Annotated in this window: 18 protein-coding genes; 10 read left to right on the top strand and 8 right to left on the bottom strand. The window is 74.2% G+C overall.

All coding sequences use genetic code 11. The features are described 5' to 3' along the window. The first annotated feature begins 1 nt into the window (after window position 1). From AB0C03_RS21420 to AB0C03_RS21385, 8 genes are read left to right on the top strand one after another with little or no spacing between them, the layout of a single operon-like run. Entirely contained in the window at window positions 2-1,678 is a 1,677-nt protein-coding gene (locus AB0C03_RS21420; RefSeq protein WP_357638526.1) for an HAD-IIIA family hydrolase, read from the top strand. Further along, window positions 1,675-2,649 (top strand): glycosyltransferase, encoded by a 975-nt coding sequence (locus tag AB0C03_RS21415; RefSeq protein ID WP_030334967.1) that lies wholly within the window; start codon window positions 1,675-1,677, stop codon window positions 2,647-2,649. The genes AB0C03_RS21420 and AB0C03_RS21415 overlap by 4 nt, the downstream gene beginning before the upstream one ends. After that, window positions 2,634-3,851, top strand: coding sequence for a glycosyltransferase (locus tag AB0C03_RS21410; protein WP_030334965.1), 1,218 nt, complete (start codon window positions 2,634-2,636; stop codon window positions 3,849-3,851). Before AB0C03_RS21415 ends, AB0C03_RS21410 begins: the two co-directional genes overlap by 16 nt. After that, window positions 3,848-4,540, top strand: a complete 693-nt coding sequence (locus AB0C03_RS21405) for a D-sedoheptulose-7-phosphate isomerase (RefSeq protein WP_030334963.1) — start codon at window positions 3,848-3,850, stop codon at window positions 4,538-4,540. The genes AB0C03_RS21410 and AB0C03_RS21405 overlap by 4 nt, the downstream gene beginning before the upstream one ends. A 16-nt stretch (window positions 4,541-4,556) precedes the next feature. Continuing rightward, window positions 4,557-6,017 (top strand): PfkB family carbohydrate kinase, encoded by a 1,461-nt coding sequence (locus AB0C03_RS21400; RefSeq protein WP_036412071.1) that lies wholly within the window; start codon window positions 4,557-4,559, stop codon window positions 6,015-6,017. Continuing rightward, window positions 6,014-6,715, top strand: a complete 702-nt coding sequence (locus AB0C03_RS21395) for an SDR family oxidoreductase (protein WP_030334959.1) — start codon at window positions 6,014-6,016, stop codon at window positions 6,713-6,715. Before AB0C03_RS21400 ends, AB0C03_RS21395 begins: the two co-directional genes overlap by 4 nt. Further along, window positions 6,712-7,665 carry a glycosyltransferase family 9 protein gene (locus tag AB0C03_RS21390; RefSeq protein ID WP_030334956.1) on the top strand — a complete coding sequence of 318 codons (954 nt, stop codon included), beginning with the start codon at window positions 6,712-6,714 and terminating at the stop codon, window positions 7,663-7,665. The genes AB0C03_RS21395 and AB0C03_RS21390 overlap by 4 nt, the downstream gene beginning before the upstream one ends. Then, entirely contained in the window at window positions 7,649-8,632 is a 984-nt protein-coding gene (locus AB0C03_RS21385; protein ID WP_030334955.1) for a DNA topoisomerase IB, read from the top strand. Before AB0C03_RS21390 ends, AB0C03_RS21385 begins: the two co-directional genes overlap by 17 nt. Before the next feature lie 152 nt (window positions 8,633-8,784). Here the strand turns inward: AB0C03_RS21385 and AB0C03_RS21380 are convergent, their stop codons facing one another. Together AB0C03_RS21380 and AB0C03_RS21375 are read right to left on the bottom strand one after the other, a co-directional pair. After that, on the bottom strand, window positions 8,785-9,819 hold the full coding sequence (locus tag AB0C03_RS21380; protein WP_210865551.1) for an AraC-like ligand-binding domain-containing protein: 1,035 nt from the start codon (window positions 9,817-9,819) through the stop codon (window positions 8,785-8,787). An 8-nt stretch (window positions 9,820-9,827) separates the two neighbouring features. Next, complete coding sequence (locus AB0C03_RS21375; RefSeq protein WP_357638523.1) at window positions 9,828-10,589, bottom strand: TetR/AcrR family transcriptional regulator; 762 nt, start codon at window positions 10,587-10,589, stop codon at window positions 9,828-9,830. A gap of 83 nt (window positions 10,590-10,672) precedes the next feature. Between AB0C03_RS21375 and AB0C03_RS21370 the strand changes: the two genes are divergently transcribed. Further along, a complete protein-coding gene (locus tag AB0C03_RS21370; RefSeq protein WP_210865552.1) occupies window positions 10,673-12,262 on the top strand; it encodes an MFS transporter in 1,590 nt (529 codons plus the stop codon). Here the strand turns inward: AB0C03_RS21370 and AB0C03_RS21365 are convergent. From AB0C03_RS21365 to AB0C03_RS21350, 4 genes are all read right to left on the bottom strand, one after another. Next, complete coding sequence (locus tag AB0C03_RS21365) at window positions 12,252-12,755, bottom strand: hypothetical protein (protein WP_030334948.1); 504 nt, start codon at window positions 12,753-12,755, stop codon at window positions 12,252-12,254. The two genes, AB0C03_RS21370 and AB0C03_RS21365, sit on opposite strands and share 11 nt — an antisense overlap. Window positions 12,756-12,843: 88 nt before the next feature. Further along, on the bottom strand, window positions 12,844-14,475 hold the full coding sequence (locus tag AB0C03_RS21360) for a RecQ family ATP-dependent DNA helicase (RefSeq protein ID WP_210865554.1): 1,632 nt from the start codon (window positions 14,473-14,475) through the stop codon (window positions 12,844-12,846). A gap of 76 nt (window positions 14,476-14,551) precedes the next feature. Then, a complete protein-coding gene (locus AB0C03_RS21355) occupies window positions 14,552-15,502 on the bottom strand; it encodes a TIGR03557 family F420-dependent LLM class oxidoreductase (RefSeq protein ID WP_357638520.1) in 951 nt (316 codons plus the stop codon). Between the two features lie 87 nt (window positions 15,503-15,589). Further along, complete coding sequence (locus AB0C03_RS21350; protein WP_256443624.1) at window positions 15,590-15,715, bottom strand: hypothetical protein; 126 nt, start codon at window positions 15,713-15,715, stop codon at window positions 15,590-15,592. Window positions 15,716-15,932: 217 nt separating this feature from the next. On the opposite strand from AB0C03_RS21350, the gene AB0C03_RS21345 reads away from it, so the two are divergent. Then, the gene (locus AB0C03_RS21345) at window positions 15,933-17,420 is read left to right on the top strand and encodes a glycoside hydrolase family 3 protein (RefSeq protein ID WP_030334942.1); all 1,488 of its coding nucleotides are present in this window, start codon (window positions 15,933-15,935) and stop codon (window positions 17,418-17,420) included. Between the two features lie 9 nt (window positions 17,421-17,429). On the opposite strand, the gene AB0C03_RS21340 is transcribed toward AB0C03_RS21345, so the two are convergent. Both AB0C03_RS21340 and AB0C03_RS21335 read right to left on the bottom strand, forming a co-directional pair. Further along, window positions 17,430-17,717, bottom strand: coding sequence for a GNAT family N-acetyltransferase (locus tag AB0C03_RS21340; protein ID WP_030334940.1), 288 nt, complete (start codon window positions 17,715-17,717; stop codon window positions 17,430-17,432). After that, on the bottom strand, window positions 17,714-18,940 hold the full coding sequence (locus AB0C03_RS21335) for a cysteine desulfurase-like protein (protein WP_357638517.1): 1,227 nt from the start codon (window positions 18,938-18,940) through the stop codon (window positions 17,714-17,716). The genes AB0C03_RS21340 and AB0C03_RS21335 overlap by 4 nt, the downstream gene beginning before the upstream one ends. Window positions 18,941-18,944: the final 4 nt, after the last annotated feature.

Raw genomic sequence — 18,944 nt, 5'->3', positions numbered from 1 at the left:
TGTGCGACAGGACCAGGAGGATCCGTATCAGCGCAGGTCAGCCCAGGTGTACGCCGCTGCTGACCGCGCCGGTTCCGGGTCTGTCGCAAGCCCCCGGCCCGTCCTGTACGACGCGGTGCTGCTGGACCGGGACGGCACCCTGATCGAGGACGTGCCGTACAACGGCGACCCGGAGAAGGTGCGCCCGGTGCCGGGCGCCCGGGCGGCGCTGGACCGGCTGCGCGCGGCCGGGCTGCGGCTGGCGGTCGTCACGAACCAGTCGGGTCTGGCCCGGGGTTACTTCACCGGGGAGCAGATGCGGGCGGTGCACGCCCGCGTCGAGGAGCTGCTGGGCCGGTTCGACGCGTGGCTGGTCTGCCCGCACGACGACGCCGACGGTTGTGACTGCCGCAAGCCGGCACCCGGTCTGGTGCACGCCGCCGCCCGCGAGCTGGGAACCACCACGTCCCGGTGCGTGCTGGTGGGCGACATCGGCCGGGACGTCGCCGCGGCGCTGGCCGCCGGGGCGGCGGGCGTGTTGGTGCCCACCCCGGTGACCCGACCGGAGGAGATCGCCGCCGCCGGGTGGGTGGCCTCCGACCTGCCGTCGGCGGTGCACGAGATCCTGCGCCGGCAACAGGCCGTGCAGCCGGCGACCCCGCCCACCGAACCGGTACGGACGGCGCTGGTGGTCCGCTCGGACTCGGCGGGTGACGTGCTGGTCACCGGTCCGGCGATCCGCGCCGTGGCGGCCGGAGCGCAGCGGGTGGTGCTGTTGTGCGGGCCGCGCGGTCGCGCCGCCGCCAACCTGCTGCCCGGCGTCGACGAGATCATCGAGCACCCGCTGCCGTGGATCGACCCCACGCCGGGGCCGGTCGATCCGCAGGCCATCCGGGACCTGACCGCGCGGCTGGGCGCGATCGGCGCGGACCAGGCGGTGGTGTTCACCTCGTTCCACCAGTCCGCCCTGCCGTTGGCGCTGCTGCTGCGGATGGCGGGGATCGACCGGATCGCGGCGATCAGCGACGACTACCCGGGCTCGCTGCTGGACGTCCGGCACCGGGTGCCGGTCGGCGTCCCCGAACCCGAACGCGCCCTCTCCCTGGCCGCCGCCGCCGGCCACCGGCTGCCCGACGGCGACGAACCCGTGCTCCGGCTGCGCCGGGACGCCGTGCCGCCGCGCCCGGCCGACCTCGGCGACCCGGGGTACGTGGTGCTGCACCCCGGGTCGGCCGCGTCGAGCCGGGCCTGCCCGCCCGAGCTGGCGACCCGGATCGCCGGGGCGTTGACCGACGCCGGGCACCGGGTGCTGGTCACCGGCGGCCCGGACGAACGCGCTGTCACCGCCCGGGTCGCCGCGGCCGGCGGCACCGACCTGGGCGGTCGCACCGACCTGGCCGGGCTGGCCGCGATCGTCGCGCACGCCAGCGCGGTCGTGGTCGGCAACACCGGGCCCGCGCACCTGGCGGCCGCCACCGGAGTGCCGGTGGTGAGTCTCTTCGCGCCGACGGTTCCGTTCGGACAGTGGGGGCCCTACCGGGTGCCCGCCGTCCGGCTCGGCGACGCCGCCGGGCCCTGCCGGGACACCCGGGCCGCCAGCTGCCCGGTCCCCGGGCACCCCTGCCTCAGCGGCATCGACCCGGAGCAGGTGGTCGACGCGCTCCGGACGCTCGCGATCAGCGGTGGTGGCGGCCGATGAACATCCTGCTCTGGCACGTGCACGGCTCCTGGACCACGTCGTTCGTGCACGGCAGCCACCGCTACCTGATTCCCACCACACCCGACCGCGGCCCGTACGGCCTCGGCCGGGCCCGCACCTACCCGTGGCCGGACAACGCGGTCGAGGTCAGCCCGCAGGAACTGCCGGGCGCCGACGTGGACCTGGTGATCCTGCAACGCCCCGAGGAGCTCGACCGGGCCGAGGAGTGGCTTCGGCGCCGCCCGGGCCGCGACCTTCCGGCGATCTACGTCGAACACAACACACCCAAGGGCGACGTGCCCAACACCCGCCACCCGATGGCCGACCGCGACGACCTGCTCATCGCCCACGTCACCGGGTTCAACCAGATCTTCTGGGACACCGGCGCCACCCGCACCACTGTTGTCGACCACGGCATCGTCGCCCCCTCGGCGTCCTACACGGGCGAGTTGGACCGGCTCGCCGTGGTGATCAACGAGCCGGTACGCCGAGGCCGGGTCACCGGCACCGACCTGCTGCCCCAGTTCGCCGAGATCGCGCCGCTGGACGTGTTCGGCATGGGGGTCGCCGGCCTGGCCGACCACCTGGGGCTGCCCGCCGACCGGCTCACCAGCCACGACGACGTGCCCCAGGAGCGGATGCACGTCGAACTGGCCCGGCGGCGGGCGTACCTGCACCTGTGCCGGTGGACCTCCCTCGGGCTGAGCCTCATCGAGGCGATGGCGATCGGCATGCCGGTCGTCGCGCTCGCCACCACCGAGGCGGTGATGGCGGTGCCCCCGCAGGCGGGGGCGCTGGCCACCCGGACCGACACCCTGCTCGACGCCGCCCGCCGGTTCATCACCGAACCGGCGACCGCGCGCCAGGCCGGGGCGGCGGCGCGAACCGCCGCACGCGACAGGTACGGCCTCGACCGTTTCCTCGCTGACTGGGACCGGCTGCTGGAGGAGGAAGTATGCGGATCGCGATGATCTCGGAGCACGCCAGCCCGCTCGCCGTCCTCGGAGGGGAGGATGCCGGCGGCCAGAACACGCACGTCGCGGAGCTGTCCGCCGCGCTCGCCGCCGCCGGGCACGAGGTGCGGGTCTACACCCGCCGCGACGCGCCCGACCTGCCGGTGACCGTCCGCAGCCCGGACGGGTACGACGTGGTGCACGTGCCGGCCGGCCCGGCCGAGCCGGTGGCCAAGGACGCCCTGCTGCCGCACATGCGGGAGTTCAGCGCCTGGCTGATCGAACGCTGGCGCGGCGGCGACTGGGTGCCCGAGGTGATCCACGCGCACTTCTGGATGAGTGGTCTGGCCGGGCTGACCGCCGGCCGGCAGACCGGGGTGCCGGTGGTGCAGACGTACCACGCGTTGGGCACCGTGAAGCGCCGCTACCAGGGGGTGCAGGACACCAGCCCGGCCCGACGGATCTCCTACGAGCGGGAGCTGGGCCGCTCGGTCGACCGGGTCGTCGCGCAGTGCCGCGACGAGGTGGGCGAGCTGGTCCGGATGGGGGTGCCCCGGTCCCGGATGACGGTGGTGCCGTCCGGGGTCAACCTCGCCACCTTCGCCCCGCTCGGACCGGCCGCCGAGAGGGAACCGGGACGGGCCCGGATCCTCACCGTGGGCCGGTTGGTCGAGCGCAAGGGCTTCCAGACGGTGGTCCGTGCGATGGCGTTGGTGCCGGACGCCGAGTGCGTGGTCGTCGGCGGCCCACCCGAGGGGCTGTTGGAGACCGACCCGTACGCCCGCCGGCTGCGGGCCCTCGCCGAGTCGTGCGGGGTGGCCGACCGGGTGCACCTGGTCGGGGCGGTGCCCCGGGAGGAGATGGGCCGCTGGTACCGCTCGGCGGACCTGCTGGTCGCGGCGCCCTGGTACGAGCCGTTCGGGCTGACCCCGTTGGAGGCGATGGCGTGCGGGGTGCCGGTCGTCGGCACGGCCGTGGGTGGCATCCGGGACACCGTTGTCGACGGGACGACCGGTGATCTCGTGCCGGCCCGGGATCCGCAGGCCCTGGCCACCGCGATCCAGGGGTTGCTCGACGACCGGATCAGGCGCTTCGCGTACGCGACGGCGGCCCGCGAGCGGGCCCGGGCGCGGTACTCGTGGGCGGCGACCGCCGAGCGGCTGGTCGAGGTCTACAGCGAGGTGGCCGCCGTGCGCCGGCCGACCCGGGTGGTGGCCTGATGCCGACGGGCAGCCTGCTCGACACCCACCTGACGAATCTCGCGGCGGCGCTGGTGCCGTACCGGCGGTGTGAGCGGCAGCTGACGCGCTGGGGCGCGGACCTGGCCCACCGGCTGGCCGCCGGGGGTCGCCTGCTGGTCGCCGGCAACGGCGGCAGCGCCGCCGAGGCCCAGCACCTCACCGCCGAGCTGGTCGGCAAGCTGCGCGACGATCGTCGGCCGTTGTCGGCGATCGCGCTGCACGCCGAGACGAGCGCGCTCACCGCCATCGCCAACGACTACGGCTACACCGACGTGTACGCCCGCCAGGTGCGCGCCCACGGCCGCCCCGGCGACATCCTGCTGCTGCTGAGCACCAGTGGGACCAGCGCCAACCTGGTGGCCGCCGCGCGGGCCGCCCGCGACGTCGGGGTGACCTCCTGGGCGCTCACCGGCGTCGCTCCCAATCCGCTCGCCGACGCCTGCGACGACGTGCTGGCCGTCGCGTCCCCGGACACCCAGGTCGTCCAGGAGCTGCACCTCGTGACCAGTCATCTGCTCTGCGAGTACCTCGAACAGGAGTTGCCGGCCGCGCTGGCCGCAGCCGGCGACCCGGCGGTCGTGCACCCCGGGCCCGGGGCGCCGGCGCCCGTGCGTACCGGGGTCGAGGTGGTGCTCGACGGCGGAACCGGACAGCAGGTCGACGCGTGAGGATGAGGAGGCAGGCGTGAGGGGACCGGTGGTGGTGCTGGGGGACACCCTGCTCGACCGGGACGTGGAAGGCGTGGTGAACCGGCTCTGCCCGGACTCCCCGGTGCCGGTGCTCGACGAGACAGCGGCCACCGACCGGCCGGGGGGCGCCGGGCTGGCGGCGGTGTTCGCCGCCGCGCAGGGCGCCGAGGTGGTGCTGGTGACCGCGCTCGCCGACGACGCCGGTGGGGCTCGGCTGAGCGCTCTGCTCACCGCCGCCGGCGTGCAGGTGTACCCCCTGGCCCTCTCCGGCGCGACGCCGGAGAAGATCCGGCTGCGGGCCCGGGGACGGGTGCTGCTGCGTCACGACCGGGGCGGCACGTCCGGGGAGCCGGGTCAGCCCTCCGACGAGGTGCTGCGGGTGATCGCGTCGGCGTCGGCGGTGCTGGTCAGCGACTACGGCCGGGGGGTGGCCCGGCAGCTCGCCTTGCGCGACGCGTTGGCCGCCACCCGCGCGCCGGTGGTGTGGGACCCGCATCCGCGCGGCCCGGCGGCGGTGCCCGGCGTCCACCTGGCCACCCCGAACGAGTCCGAGGTGCGCGAGCTGGTCCCCGCGCTGCCCGGCGCCTCCCGACTGGCCACCGCGTCGCGCGGCGCACAGGGGCTGCGGCGACGCTGGCGGGCCGGCGCGGTCGCGGTGACGTTGGGCGGTGACGGCGCGCTGCTCTGCCACGCGGGGTCGACGCCGCTGGTGGTGCCGACGCCGGGTAGCGCCGAGGGGGACACCTGCGGTGCCGGCGACCGGTTCGCGGCGGCCGCCAGCCTCGCGTTGGCCCAGGGGGCGCTGGTCTCCGAGGCGGTGCAGGTGGCGGTCGCCGAGGCGTCCGCGTACGTGGCGGGTGGGGGAGTGGCGGCGGCGCTGCCGCCGTCGGGGCCCGAGGTGCGGGCCGGGAGCACGTCGGGGCCGCGCGTTCTCCAGAGCGGACCACGAGGTGGTGCGGTGGCTGACCGGGTGGGGGTCGCCGCCGTCGCCACGCTCCTCAACGAGGTACGCGCCGCTGGCGGCACCGTGGTGGCCACCGGCGGGTGCTTCGACCTGCTGCACGCCGGGCACGTGGCCACCCTGGAGGCCGCCCGGCAGCTCGGTGACTGCCTGATCGTCTGCCTGAACTCCGACGCCAGCGTGACCGGGTTGAAGGGGCCGGACCGGCCGGTGCAGTCCGAAGGTGACCGCGGCCGGCTGCTGGCCGCGCTGAGCTGCGTCGACGCGGTCCTCATCTTCGACGAGCCGACCCCGGACGCGGCGCTGTCCTGGATACGCCCCGACGTCTGGGTCAAGGGCGGCGACTACGCCACCGGTGGTGGGGACGCCTCCGCCGTCCTGCCCGAGGCGCAGGTCGTACGCCGGTGGGGTGGGAACACGGTGGTGGTGCCCTACCTGGACGGTCGGTCCACCACCGACCTGATCGTCCGCACCCTCGCGGAGCGGACCCGATGACCGGCACGCGGCCCGGTGCCGGGCCCACCGTCCTGGTCACCGGCGGGTCCAGCGGGCTCGGTGCCGCCGTGGTCGCCGCGGTGGCCGCCTCCGGTGGCCGACCGCTCGTGCTGGACCGGCAGCCGCCGGTCGACGGGGTGTCCTGGACCGAGTGCGACCTGGCCGACACGCGCGCCGCCGAGGCGGCCACCCGGCATCTCGCCGAGCAGGCCGGTGGCCTGGACGCCGTGGTCACCGCCGCCGGCACCGACGTGCCGGGCCGGCTCGCCGACCTGCCGGGCGAGACCTGGGACCGGATCGTCGCCGTGGACCTGCTGGCCACCGCGGCGGTGATCCGGGCCGCGCTGCCGTTCCTGCTGACCTCTCGGGGGCGCGTCGTCACCGTCGCCTCCACCCTGGGCGTCAAGGCGGTCAGCGACGCCACCGCGTACTGCGCGGCGAAGTTCGGGGTGGTGGGGTTCACCCGAGCCCTCGCCGCCGAGCTGGCCGGTCAGGTCGGCGTCACCCTGCTCATCCCGGGTGGGATGCGCACCGCGTTCTTCGACGAACGTGACCCGCAGTACAAGCCGGGGCCGGACGCGATCCTCAACGAGCCCGCCGACACCGCCGCCGCGATCATGTTCGCGCTCAGCCAGCCGGCCGGTTGCGCGGTGCGCGAGATGGTGGTCTGCGCCGAGCAGGAGACCTCGTACCCGTGATCCTCGTGCTGCGCGCCCTCGGCGTCGGCGATCTGGTGACCGCGGTGCCCGCGCTGCGGGCGCTGCGGGCCGCGTACCCCTCGCGGGAGCTGGCGCTCGCCGCGCCGGCCGGGCTGGCTCCGCTGGTCGACCTGGTCGGCGGGGTGGACCGGCTGGTGGACACCACCGGGCTGGACCGACCCCTGCGGGTCGGGTCGGCCCCGCGGGTCGCGGTCAACCTGCACGGCCGCGGTCCGCAGTCGCACCGGCTGCTCGCGGCCACCCGACCCGGTCGGCTGCTCGCCTTCGCCAACGCGGACGCCGGCTGTGCCGACGGCCCGCGTTGGGCCGCCGACGAGCACGAGGTGGACCGGTGGTGCCGGCTGCTGTCCTGGTACGACATCCCGGCCGACCGGGCCGACCTCAGCCTGCGCCGGCCCGGGTCGGCGGGGCTGCCCAGCGGTGCCACGGTGCTGCACCCGGGCAGCAAGATCCCGGCCAAACGGTGGCCGGCCGAGCGGTTCGCCGCGCTGGCCCGGACGCTCACCGACCAGGGGCACCGGGTGCTGCTCACCGGCTCGGCCGACGAACGGGAGTTGGCAACCCGGGTGGCCGAGGCGGCCGGCCTGACCTCGGACGCGGTTCTGGCCGGCCGGACCGACCTCGGCGGGCTCGCCGCGCTGGTGGCCGACGCCCGGTTGGTGGTCAGCGGGGACACCGGCGTCGCCCATCTGGCCACCGGGTACGGCACCGCGTCGGTGATTCTCTTCGGGCCGGTGCCACCGGCGCACTGGGGGCCACCACCGGACCGGCCACGGCACCGGGTGTTGTGGGCCGGTGCGGGGGATTGGCCCAGGTGGGACGGGGTAGGAAGCCACCCGACGATGGCGGCTCTGCACCTCGACGAGGTGCTGGCCGCGGTGGCCGAGGTGGAGAGGGTGGTGCGGGTCTCCGGTGCGGTTGCGGCGTAGCGACCCGGGTCGACCGGGGTACGGACGGCGTCGTCGCGGACGGGGCTGGCTGTTCGTCGATCCGTCCGGGGCGCCGGTGCGGGATCCGGAGGTGCTGGCCCGGCTGCGGGAGCTGGTCATCCCGCCGGCCTGGCAGGACGTCTGGATCGCGCCGCATCCCAACGGGCACATCCAGGCGATCGGGATCGACGCGGCCGGGCGCAAGCAGTACGTCTACCACCCCCGGTGGCGGGAGAAGCAGGACGAGGCGAAGTTCGACCACATGCTGGAGGTGGCCCGGCGGTTGCCGGCGCTGCGGGAGCGGGTGGGGCGCGACCTGGACGGCCGTGGACTGGGCCGGGACCGGGTGCTGGCGACGGTGGCCCGGCTGCTCGACATGGGGATGTTCCGGGTCGGCAGCGACCAGTACGCGAACGGCGACGACCCGACCTACGGGGTGTCCACCCTGCGCCCCGAGCACGCCCGGTCCCGGCGCGGCTGCGTGGTGTTCGTGTTCCCCGCGAAGGGGGGCATCGAGCAGGTACGCCGGATCGAGGACCCGGAGCTGTGCCAGGTGCTCGTCAATCTGCGCCGTCGCCGGCGCCGGGCGGAGCGGCTGTTCGGCTACTGGGACGGCCGGGAGTGGCGCGACGTGCGCAGCGACGAGGTCAACGGTTACCTGCGCGACGCCAGCGGTGGGGAGATGACCGCGAAGGACTTCCGCACCTGGCACGCCACGGTGCTGGCGGCCACCGAGTTGGCCACCGCCGGCCCGGCCCGTTCGGTGACGGCCCGGCGCAAGGCGGTGGTCGCCGTGATGCGGGAGGTGGCGGAGCTGCTGGGCAACACGCCGACGGTGGCGCGGGCGTCGTACGTGGACCCTCGGGTGGTCGACCTCTACCACGAGGGGGTGGTGGCGGCGGTGGATCCGCTGGCGCCTCGCGAGGAGGCGGAGCGGGTCGTCCTGAAGCTGCTGGAGGGGGCCTGACCGGCCCCGCCGGCGATTCTGGGGAGGCGCGACGGGGTCGGAGCCTCGGGCTTGAGCAGGGTGCCACCGGGCGGCCGCCCGCCGCTCGCGCGGCGGGCGCCTCGCCACGGCCCCCGTTGCGGCCCACCAGGCGATGGTCGGCCGCGCCGGTGTCAGTCTGCCGGTCCCGAGTTGACGGTGGACGCCTGACGGTTGACGATCCGCGCCAGATCCGAGGCGTTGTCGCGGTGTTCCTGCGGGGTCGTTCCGTAGGCGGCCTTGAACGCCCGGCTGAAGTGGGCCTTGTGGGGAAACCCCCACCGCGCCGCGATGGTCTGCACGGGCTGGTTGCGCAGCGCCGGGTCGGTCAGGTCGCGTTGGCACCGGGCCAGTCGCAGGTCCCTGATGTACGACGCCACTGTGGCGTCCTCGCCCTCGAACAGGCGGTGCAGGGACCGCACCGAGATGTGGTGGGCGTCGGCGACGACCTGGGGGTCGAGGGTCACCTCGCCGAGGTGGCGGTGGATGTACGCCTGCACCTGGGTGAGCAGCGCCCGGCGGCGGACCTCGGTGGGCACGGCGTCCTCGGCGACGAGGTGCCGGCCGAGCATGGTGGTGGCCAGGTCGAGCCCGACCGCGCCGAGCCGTCCGGCGTCGGCGGCGTGGTACTGCTCGGGGTGCCCGGTCACCTGGAGCAGGAACTGCGCCAGCAGCGCCCCGATCCCCTCGCTGCCGGACATCCGGCCGCCGTAGAGCGCGGCCATCCGCTGTGGCGGTAGCGGCAGGGCGGCGTGCGGGATCAGCGTGATGATCGAGGTGGCCTGGTCCCGCTCGGGCTCGGTGGCGTGGTGGCAGACGTCGTGCGGCCGGGACCCGTCGTAGAAGGTGAACTCGCCGGCCAGGATCTCGCTGCGGCGACCGTCCTGGCTGGAGGTGCCGATGCCGCCGGTGGTGAGGGCGAGGATGTACAGCTCCGGGTCGGACTGGCGGACCAGCTTGCGGGTCCGGGTGGCGTCCAGCGACGGGTATTCGTACTGCACCAGCTGGACCGGGCCGAGGTCGGTGAAGTCGGCGCGGGCGGCGAAGTCGTCGCTGTGCGCGGACCGGATGCGCAGCGGCGCTGAGGTGCGCGCCACCAGGTCCAGCCACATGCCGAACCGTTCGCGCGGCGGCAGAACCGTGGTGTCGATGGTGTCTCTCGCCAGCATCGGGCGCCCTAGCCCGCTCGGCGCTGGATCAGCGCCTCGACGCCGTCGAGGATCCGGTCCAGACCGAAGGCGAACTCGTCGTCGGGGTGGTCGTCCTGGCTGAGCACGCCGGCGCTGAGCACCCGGTGCAGCGCGGGGAAGCGGGCCGGGTCGATGAGCCGGCCCACCAGCCGGGCGTACCCGGGCATCATCTCGGCGGGCTCGACGCCGGCCGCCCGGCTGCCCTCGGCGATCTGCGACGTGAGGGTTGCCTCGTTGCGGACGTACCCGGTGATCAGCAGCAGCACCGACATCTTCTCGTTCTCGCCGAGCGCGGTGCCGTCGAGGCAGCGCAGCCCGTCCTCCATCCAGCCGAGCTGCTGCGGGGTGATCGGTGGGCCGCTGATCGGGACGTGCAGCAGCCAGGACCGTCGCCGCAGCACCTCGTGTTCGGCCCAGGCCCACCGGGTGAGGCCGGTACGCCAGTCGTCGCGCGGGCCGGGCGGGCCGGGGGAGGGGCCGTACCCGGAGTCCACCATGAGCATCAGCAGTTCGTCCTTCGAGCCGACGTACCGGTAGAGGGCCATGGTCGCGGCGCCCAGCTCCTTGGCCACCCGGCTCATCGACACGGCGGCCAGGCCGTCGGCGTCGGCCACCCGGACCGCGGCGTCCACGATGGTGGGCACGCTCATTCCCGGCCGGGGCCCCTTGGGTGGTCGCTCCCGCAGCCCCCAGGCGCTCTCGATGGCCGGCGGGAGTACGGGCCCGCTGTCGTCTGTCTTCGCCGCCACATTTCCTCCCTTGCCTCGCCATCCTAGTTCTGCGTATGGTCTACGCATAACAGCGTATGGCATACGCAGAAAGAAGGATGATCATGAAGACCACCACCACACCGGCAGCGCGCGCCGGCCGGAGGGAGTGGATCGGGTTCGCGGTGCTGATGCTGGCGCTGCTCCTGGTCTCGATGGACGTGTCGGTGCTCTACTTCGCCGTCCCGTTCATCAGCGCGGAGCTGCGCCCCAGCGCCACCGAGCAGCTCTGGATCTTCGACATCTACGGTTTCGTGCTGGCCGGGCTGCTGATCACGATGGGCGCTCTGGGTGACCGGATCGGCCGACGCCGGCTCCTGCTGATCGGTGCCACCGCGTTCGGGGCGGCGTCGCTGCTGGCCGCGTACGCCGACAGCACCGCGACGCTGATCGCCGCCCGCGCCCTCCTCGGCGTCGGTGGCGCCACCCTGATGCCCTCGACGCTGGCCCTGGTGCGCAACATGTTCCACGACGCCAAGCAGCGCGGCACCGCCATCGGCGTCTGGACCGCCACCCTGACCGGCGGCATCGCCCTCGGCCCGGTGCTCAGCGGCATCCTGCTGGAGCACTTCTGGTGGGGCTCGATCTTCCTGATCAACATCCCGGCGATGCTGATGCTGCTCCTGCTCGCCCCGCTGCTGGTGCCCGAGTTCCGCAACCCGGCGACCGGGCGGTTCGACCTGATCAGCGCGGCGCTGTCGCTCGGCGCGCTGCTGCCGGTGATCTACGGCATCAAGGAGATGGCCCGCGACGGCGTCAGCCCGCTGCGGGTGCTCGCCATCGTCGGCGGTGTGCTGGTGGGCGCGCTCTTCCTGCACCGGCAGCGGACCCGGGCGTACCCGATGGTCGACCTCGCGTTGTTCCGCCGACGCGGCTTCGCCGGGTCGCTCGCGGTCAACCTGCTGGCGATGTTCGCCCTGGTCGGATTCGCCATCTTCACCACCCAGCACCTCCAGTTGGTGCTCGGCCTGAGCCCGCTGCGGGCGGCACTGTGGAGCCTGGTGCCGTCGCTCGCGGTGGGCGGGGTCGCGCCGGCAGCCGCAGCCCTCGCCCAGCGCGTCGAGCGGGCGTACCTGATCGGCGCGGGCTTCGGCATCGCCGTGGTCGGCTTCGTGGTGCTGACCCGGGTCACGCCGGAGACGCCGCTGTGGCTGCTGCTCGTCGGCGCCAGCGTCTACGCGGGCGGCCTGGTGATGGTGATGTCTCTCGTCACCGAGCTGGTCCTCGGCGCGGCGCCGCCCGAGCAGGCCGGTGTCGCGTCGGCGCTGACCGAGTCCAGCAGTGAGCTGGGCGGCGCGCTGGGAATGGCGATCCTGGGCAGCGTCGGCGCGGCAGTCTACCGCCGCGAGATCGTCGACGGCCTGCCCGCCGGGCTGCCCACCGACGCCGGCGACGCGGCCCAGGAGACCCTGGGCGGTGCGCTCGCGGTCGCCCAGGGGTTGCCGGCGGAACTGGCCGACGCGCTGCTGCACGCCGCCCGGGTCGCGTTCACCGACGGATTGCACCTGGCCGCGTACGCCGCCATGGCGGTGATGCTGCTGGGCGCCGTCACCGCGCTGGCCGCGCTGCGCGGCGTCCGACCGGCCGACTCCGCGGCGTTGGCCGCCGAGCCGACCGGTCCGGCCGACACCTCGTTGTCGTCGGTCAGTCGATGAGCACGTGCGCGAGCCGGTCGCGGAAACGCCGCTCGGAGTCGCTGACCGACTCGCCGCCGATGCCCAGCAACCCACCGCTGGACGCGGCGCCCACCACCTGCTCGGCGATCTTCACGAGCCAGTGCTTGTACGCGCCGGCCTCACCCTCGTCGACCCGCGCGGCCAGCAGTTCGGCCGCCTGGCCGGCCCGCAGCAGCACGTCGTCGAGGTAGGCCCCGGGGTCGGCGGGCGCGATGACCGGCAGCTCCTCACCGGTCTCCGGGTCGCCGACCCGGGTGACGATCTCACCGGCCACGGCGGCGACCAGCGGGCTGGCCGACTCCCGGCCGGCGGCGATGGTCTCCAGCCCGGCCGCGTTCTCCGCCATGGTCCGGCGGGTGCCGTCGGACTCGGCGGCGCTCGCCGCGGTCAGCACCGACTGCGGGAGGCCGACCAGCAGCCCCCACTCCTCGTCGGAGAACCCGAACCCGGTGTACGCCGGCTGCTCGATCACGGCAACGCCCCTTCCGCCCTGCTCTGCTTGATCAATCGGTGCTCTGCTTGGTCGATCCACCGGGCCCGACACCGGTGCCCGGGTCAGGCTAGTCCAGGGTCAGCAGGCCCTGTTCGGACACCACGCGCACCGACAACGTCTTGTACCCGACCTCATCGAAGAGAACCGTCATCTTGTCGTCCTCGTAGGAGAGCACCAGGCCGGGGCCCCACTCGGGGTGACGCACCTGGCTGTGCACCGGGAACGGCCCGACCGCGCCCTGGTCGGCCACGCTGGTGCCGTTGTGGCAGTTGTCGCAGTGCCCGCAGACCTGCGTCATCTGCTCACCGAAGTACGCCAGCAGGGTCTGCCCGCGGCAGGCCAGGGTCTCGGCGAAGGCGCGCATCATGTCGGTGCGGGACCGGGTCACCGTCTGCTGGCGCTCCGCCTCGGCCAGCGCCGCCGCCGCGGCGTCGGCCGGGGTGGGGGAGTACCGGGGCGCGCCGATGCGCTGCCGGGCGCGGGGCTCGGCCGCGCCGATCTGCTCCAGCAGGGAGAGGTACTGGCCCAGCTTGCGCGGCCCGAGGCCGGTGCTCTCGCGCAGTTCGGTCTTGGTGGCCGCCTTCTTGCGCAGCAGCGCGGCGAGGTCGCGCAGCTCGTCGACGTCGGGCAGGCCGCCGCTGAAGAACCGTTGCAGGCCCACGTCCTCGGCCTGCCACAGCAGCAGCACCCGGGCCGGTTGCCCGTCGCGCCCGGCCCGGCCGATCTCCTGGAAGTAGCTGTCCGGTGAGTCCGGCAGCGCCATGTGCACCACCCAGGCGATGTTCGGCTTGTCGATGCCCATGCCGAACGCCGACGTCGCCACCATGATGGGGACCTGGTCGGCGAGGAACGCCTCGTGCAGTTCGGCGCGCGCGCCGGCCGCCATCCCACCGTGGTAGAACTGCGCCGGGAAGCCGGCGTCGGTCAACCGGGTGGCCAACTCCTCGGCGGCGCGACGGGTCGGCACGTAGATGATCCCGGGCCGCTCGTCGTCCTGGAGCAGCGCGATCAGCCGCCGCCACCGGTAGTCCTCGGTGGGGCAGTGCGCGACCTCGACGAACAGGTTCGGCCGGTCCAGCCCGGAGACCACCACCTCCGGCTCGCGCAGCCGCAGCCGGGCGATGATGTCGTCGCGGACCGGAGGGGAGGCGGTGGCGGTCAACGCGACCACCGGCGGTCGGCCGATGCCGTCGATGAGGTGCCCGAGCGCCAGGTAGTCGGGGCGGAAGTCGTGGCCCCACGCCGAGATGCAGTGCGCCTCGTCGATCGCCACCAGCGCCGGCTTCAGCGCCGCGACCTCGGCCATTCGTTCCGGGTTGCTGAGCTGTTCCGGGGTGATGAAGAGGAACTCCGCCCGGCCCTCGCGGACCTCGGTGATCGCCTCCGCCTGCTGGGTGGGCGACTCGTTCGAGCTGATCCGCACCGCCCGCAGCTCCGGGCGTTGCCGCTCGTTGAGGGAGGCGATCTGGTCCTGTTGGAGGGCCAGCAGGGGGGAGATCACCACCGTGGGGCCGGGGATCAGGCTGGCCGGGATCTGGTAGATCGCCGACTTGCCGGCGCCGGTGGGCAACACCACCAGGGCGTCGCGCCGCTTCATCACCGCGCGCATGGCGGCCAGTTGGTTGGGCCGCAGCGCCTTCCAGCCGAAAAGACTGCGGGCCGCGCGGCGCAACGTCATCGAGTGCGTGGACAGTTTCATCGAGGGCCGGAGGTACCCGAGCCCCTGACCGCCGAAACGCCTTCGGGCGATCATGGGCTCGGCTGCCTCCCGCAGCTCAGCGCAGCCGGGGCAGGACCTCGCGCTCGTAGAGGTCGAACAGTCCCTGGTGGTGCGGGCCGGTGTTGGCCACGTAGACCTCGTCGAAGCCGGCCTTGGCGTACTTGTCGATCATTTCGAGGTGCGCGTCGGCGCTGTTGCCGCAGACGAACGCCTCCTTCAGCATCTCCGGCCTGACCAGCTCGCTGGCCTGCTCGAAGTGCCGCGGCGAGGGCAGCACCTGGGACAGCTCACCCGGCACCCCGGCGTTGGGCCAGCGCTCGTACGCGATCCGCATCCCCTCGTCCTCGCTGTCGGCGTACGCCGCCTTGAAGCCGGCCTGGCACGGCTTGTCGCCGCCGCCGTTCTCGCGGAAGCGCCGGACCATCTCGCCGTCGGGCATGGTGCTCACGTAGCCGTCGCCGATCCGGGCGGCCAGGTCGATGGCCTTCGGTCCAAAGCCGGAGACGTAGATCGGCGGGGGAGTGTCGGGCAGCGTGTAGATCCGGGCCTGTTCCACTGTGTAGTGCTTGCCGTGGTGGCTGACGAAGTCGCCGCCCCACAGCGCGCGCAGCACCTCGACGGCCTCCTCCAGCATCTCCAGCCGGACGTCGGCCTGCGGCCAGGCGTCGCCGAAGATGTGTTCGTTGAGTGCCTCGCCGGTGCCGACGCCGAGTACGAACCGTCCGCCGTGCAGCACCGCGCTGGTCGCCGCCGCCTGGGCGATCACGGCCGGGTGGATCCGCACCGTCGGGCAGGTCACCGCCGTGGTCACCGGCAGCGAGCAGACCTGGCTGAGCGCCCCGATCATCGACCAGACGAACGGGCTCTGGCCCTGGGCGTCCACCCAGGGGTGGTAGTGGTCGGAGATCCACAGCGCCTCGAAGCCGGCCCGTTCGGCACCGCGTGCCTGCTCCAGCAACTCGGCTGGCGTGAGCTCCTCACTGGACAGAAAATATCCGATCTTCATGGCCTACCCCTTCGGCGCGCGGACTGCTGATGGGCAGAGCCGTACCCCGGTGGGGCCGGGTCACACCGGTGCTCGCCGTGGGTCGGGTCAGCGTCGACCGAACATCGCCCGGATCGCGGCGAGCAGCAGCAGAGCGCCGACCACCAGGCCGAGCAGGCGTACGCCGGGGATGTCGGCCGGGCTTGTCGCGTCGGCCAGCGGGACGGGATCCATCCCCGCACTCTCCCCGGGGAGCGGGCCGCCAGGCAACTGTAAGGTTTATTGACTATTGAATCGCTCAGTGTGACCATGGCAGGACCGCCTGCCGGTGGCGGTGCGCCGAGGGCGCGTGAGAGATGGGGTACGGGGGCCGCATGAGCGAGCGCAACCAGCGGGTCGACGGGGGCGCACCGTCGTCGGCGATCGACGTCGGCCACTGCGAGGGGGCGCGGTGACCACGACCACCGGGCACCTCCGGGCGCTCGCCGCCGCCGTCCTGCAACCCGGCTTCGTCGGCACGACCCCGCCGCCGTGGGTGTGCCGCTGGCTCGGCGACGGCCTCGGCTCGGTGGTGCTCTTCGCCCGCAACGTCGTCGACACCGAGCAGGTGGCCGCGCTCACCGCGACGCTGCGCGCGGAACGGCCGGACGTCATCGTGGCGATCGACGAGGAGGCCGGCGACGTCACCCGGCTGGAGTCGGTCCACGGCAGCTCCCGGCCCGGCAACTTCGCCCTCGGCGCTGTCGACGACCCGGCGCTGACCGAGGCCGTCGCCCGGGACCTCGGCGTCGAACTGGCCGCGGCCGGTGTCACCCTCAACTACGCCCCGGACGCCGACGTCAACTCCAATCCGGCGAACCCGGTGATCGGTGTCCGCTCCTTCGGCACCGACCCGACGCTGGTCGCGCGACACACCGCCGCCTGGGTCCGCGGGCTCCAGGCCGGCGGCGTCGCGGCCTGCGCCAAGCACTTCCCCGGGCACGGCGACACCCGCGTCGACTCACACCACGACCTGCCCCGGATCACCGCCGACCGGGCCCGGCTGGACGCCTGCGAACTGGCCCCGTTCCGCGCCGCCGTGGCCGCCGGTGTGCAGGCGGTGATGACCGGTCACCTGCTGGTGCCCGCGCTCGACCCGCAGCTGCCGGCGACGCTGAGTCAGCGCATCCTCGGTGGCCTGCTCCGCGACGAGCTGGGCTTCTCCGGCGTGGTGGTCACCGACGCGATGGAGATGCGCGCGGTCGCCGACCGGTACGGCTTCGCCGGTGCGACGGTCCGCGCCCTCGCCGCCGGTGCCGACGCGATCTGCATCGGTGGCGAACGGGCCGACGAGCAGGCCGCCCGCGAGCTGCGCGACGCCATCGTGGCCGCCGTCATCTCCGGCGAGTTGCCCGAGGAACGGCTCGCCGAGGCCGCCAAGCGCGTCGGTCAACTCGCCGCCTGGACGGTGGCCGCCCGGGGCACCGGCTCCGCCGCGGCGCGCGCTGCCGACGTCGGGCTGGTCGCCGCCCGCCGGGCCGTCCGGGTCACCGCCGCCCCGGGCGCGACGGGCGCGCTGCCACTGACCAGCGCCGCACACGTCGTCGAGTTCGAGCCGCTGCGCAACATCGCCATCGGCGCCGAGACCCCCTGGGGCATCGGCGGGCCGCTGGGCGAGCTGCTGCCCGGCACCAGCACCGTCCGCTACGCCGAACCCGACGTGCCGGCGGACCCGGGCGCCGGGGCGGGCACCCGGCCGCTGGTCCTGGTCGTCCGGGACCTGCACCGCCACGACTGGATGCGCGCCGCCGTGCACCGCGCGTTGGCCGTCCGCCCGGACGCGGTGGTGGTCGAGTTGGGCGTGCCCGAGCTGGTCACCGGGGCGGTGCACCTGGCCACCCACAGCGCCACCCGGGCCAGCGGACGGGCCGCCGCCGAGGTGCTCAGCGGCGCCCGCTGACCCGCCCGGCTACGGGAGGTCGGCGACCAGGTCGGCGTACTCGGGGTGCTTGTCGATGAACGCGGCCATGAAGGGGCACTGCGGCACCACCGTGGCACCGCGCGCCCGGAGCTGGTCCAGCGTGCCGCGGATCAGCGCGCCGCCGACCCCCTTGCCCTGAAAGCCCCGGTCCACCTCGGTGTGGGTGAAGACCAGGACCTCACCGCGCATCAGGTACGCGGTGTAGCCGGCCAGCGCGTCGTCGACCAGGATCTCGAAACGGTGCTTCGCCGGGTTGTCCTCGACCAGGGTGCTCATCCGGCCATTCTCCCCGCCGCGTCGGCCAGCACGTCGAGTTCGCCCAGCAACCGGTCCACCTCGTCGGCGGTGTTGTAGTGGTAGATGCTGGCCCGCACCGCGCCGCCGCTGTCGCGCAGACCCATCAGCTGGAAGTACTCGTAGGCGTAGTAGTCGCCGACGGAGAGACAGAGCCCGGCGGCGCCCAACGCCTCCTGGACGGCCGCTGGTGACATCCCGGCGACCCGGAACGAGACCGTCGGGCAGCGCCGGGCCGGCGAGCCGTAGACGGTGATTGCCGGGCGCTGCGCCAGCCCGGCGAGCAGCCGGTCCAGCAGCGCCTCCTCGTGGGCCTGGGCGGCGGCCAGCCCGGCCCGCAGCCGGGCCCGCCGGTCCCCGACCGCGTCCGGATCCAGCCCGGCCAGGTGATCCACCGCGGCGGCCACCCCGGCCAGCAGCGGGAAGCTCGGCGTGCCGTACTCGAAGCGCTCCGGCACCGCGTCGGAGGACGGCAGCAGCTTCGCCGGGCGCAGCGTCGCCCAGAGAGCGGGGTCCGCCACCATCGCCGCCAGGTGCGGCCCGGACCACTTGTACGCGCTGGTGACCAGCACATCGGCACCGAGCGAGGTCAGGTCGGTCGGGACGTGCGGCACCGAGTGCACCCCGTCGACGTAGACCAACGCGCCGACCGCGTGCGCGGTCTTGGCGATCGCCGGCACGTCCGGCATGGTGCCGATGGCGTTGCTGGCGGCGGTCACCGCCACCAGCCGGGTCCGCTCGCCGACCAGGTCGGCGTACTGGGCGGCGGGCAGCTCGCCGGTCTGCCGGTCGATCTCCGCCCAGCGCACCGTCGCGCCGGCCGCCTCGGCCGCCTGCACCCACGGCCGCACGTTCGCGTCGTGGTCGAGCCGGGAGACCACCACCTCGTCACCCCGGCGCCAGGTCGCGCCGAGCGTGCGGGCCATGGTGTACGTCAACGCTGTGGCACTCGGGCCGAGCACCACCCCGGCCGGGTCGGCGCCGAGCAGGTCGGCCACCGCCGAACGGGCCTCGGCCACCAGCTCCAACGACCGGCGGCCAGCCACGTTGGCGGCGCTGCGGTTGCCGACCGCCATCCGCATGGCAGCGGTGACCGCGTCGATCACACCGGCCGCGGTCTGGGTGCCGCCGGCACCGTCGAAGTGGACGAAGCCCTCGGTCAGGGCGGGGTACGCGGCCCGGGTACGGGCGATGTCGAACGGCATGTCC

Origin of the sequence: Micromonospora parva (genome assembly GCF_040649675.1) — a bacterium.
GTDB classification, from domain to species: domain Bacteria; phylum Actinomycetota; class Actinomycetes; order Mycobacteriales; family Micromonosporaceae; genus Micromonospora; species Micromonospora parva.
Note: the sequence above shows the minus strand (reverse complement) of the source record. Positions and strands in the feature narration are given on the sequence as shown.

Excerpts from the sequence above, each read along its gene's own strand:
- AB0C03_RS21415 (WP_030334967.1), top strand. The coding sequence starts at position 1,675 with ATGAACATCCTGCTCTGGCACGTGCACGGCTCCTGGACCACGTCGTTC.
- AB0C03_RS21410 (WP_030334965.1), top strand. The coding sequence starts at position 2,634 with ATGCGGATCGCGATGATCTCGGAGCACGCCAGCCCGCTCGCCGTCCTC.
- AB0C03_RS21395 (WP_030334959.1), top strand. The coding sequence starts at position 6,014 with ATGACCGGCACGCGGCCCGGTGCCGGGCCCACCGTCCTGGTCACCGGC.
- AB0C03_RS21380 (WP_210865551.1), bottom strand. The coding sequence starts at position 9,819 with ATGCTGGCGAGAGACACCATCGACACCACGGTTCTGCCGCCGCGCGAA.
- AB0C03_RS21370 (WP_210865552.1), top strand. The coding sequence starts at position 10,673 with ATGAAGACCACCACCACACCGGCAGCGCGCGCCGGCCGGAGGGAGTGG.
- AB0C03_RS21360 (WP_210865554.1), bottom strand. The coding sequence starts at position 14,475 with ATGAAACTGTCCACGCACTCGATGACGTTGCGCCGCGCGGCCCGCAGT.
- AB0C03_RS21355 (WP_357638520.1), bottom strand. The coding sequence starts at position 15,502 with ATGAAGATCGGATATTTTCTGTCCAGTGAGGAGCTCACGCCAGCCGAG.
- AB0C03_RS21350 (WP_256443624.1), bottom strand. The coding sequence starts at position 15,715 with ATGGATCCCGTCCCGCTGGCCGACGCGACAAGCCCGGCCGACATCCCC.
- AB0C03_RS21340 (WP_030334940.1), bottom strand. The coding sequence starts at position 17,717 with ATGAGCACCCTGGTCGAGGACAACCCGGCGAAGCACCGTTTCGAGATC.
- AB0C03_RS21335 (WP_357638517.1), bottom strand. The coding sequence starts at position 18,940 with ATGCCGTTCGACATCGCCCGTACCCGGGCCGCGTACCCCGCCCTGACC.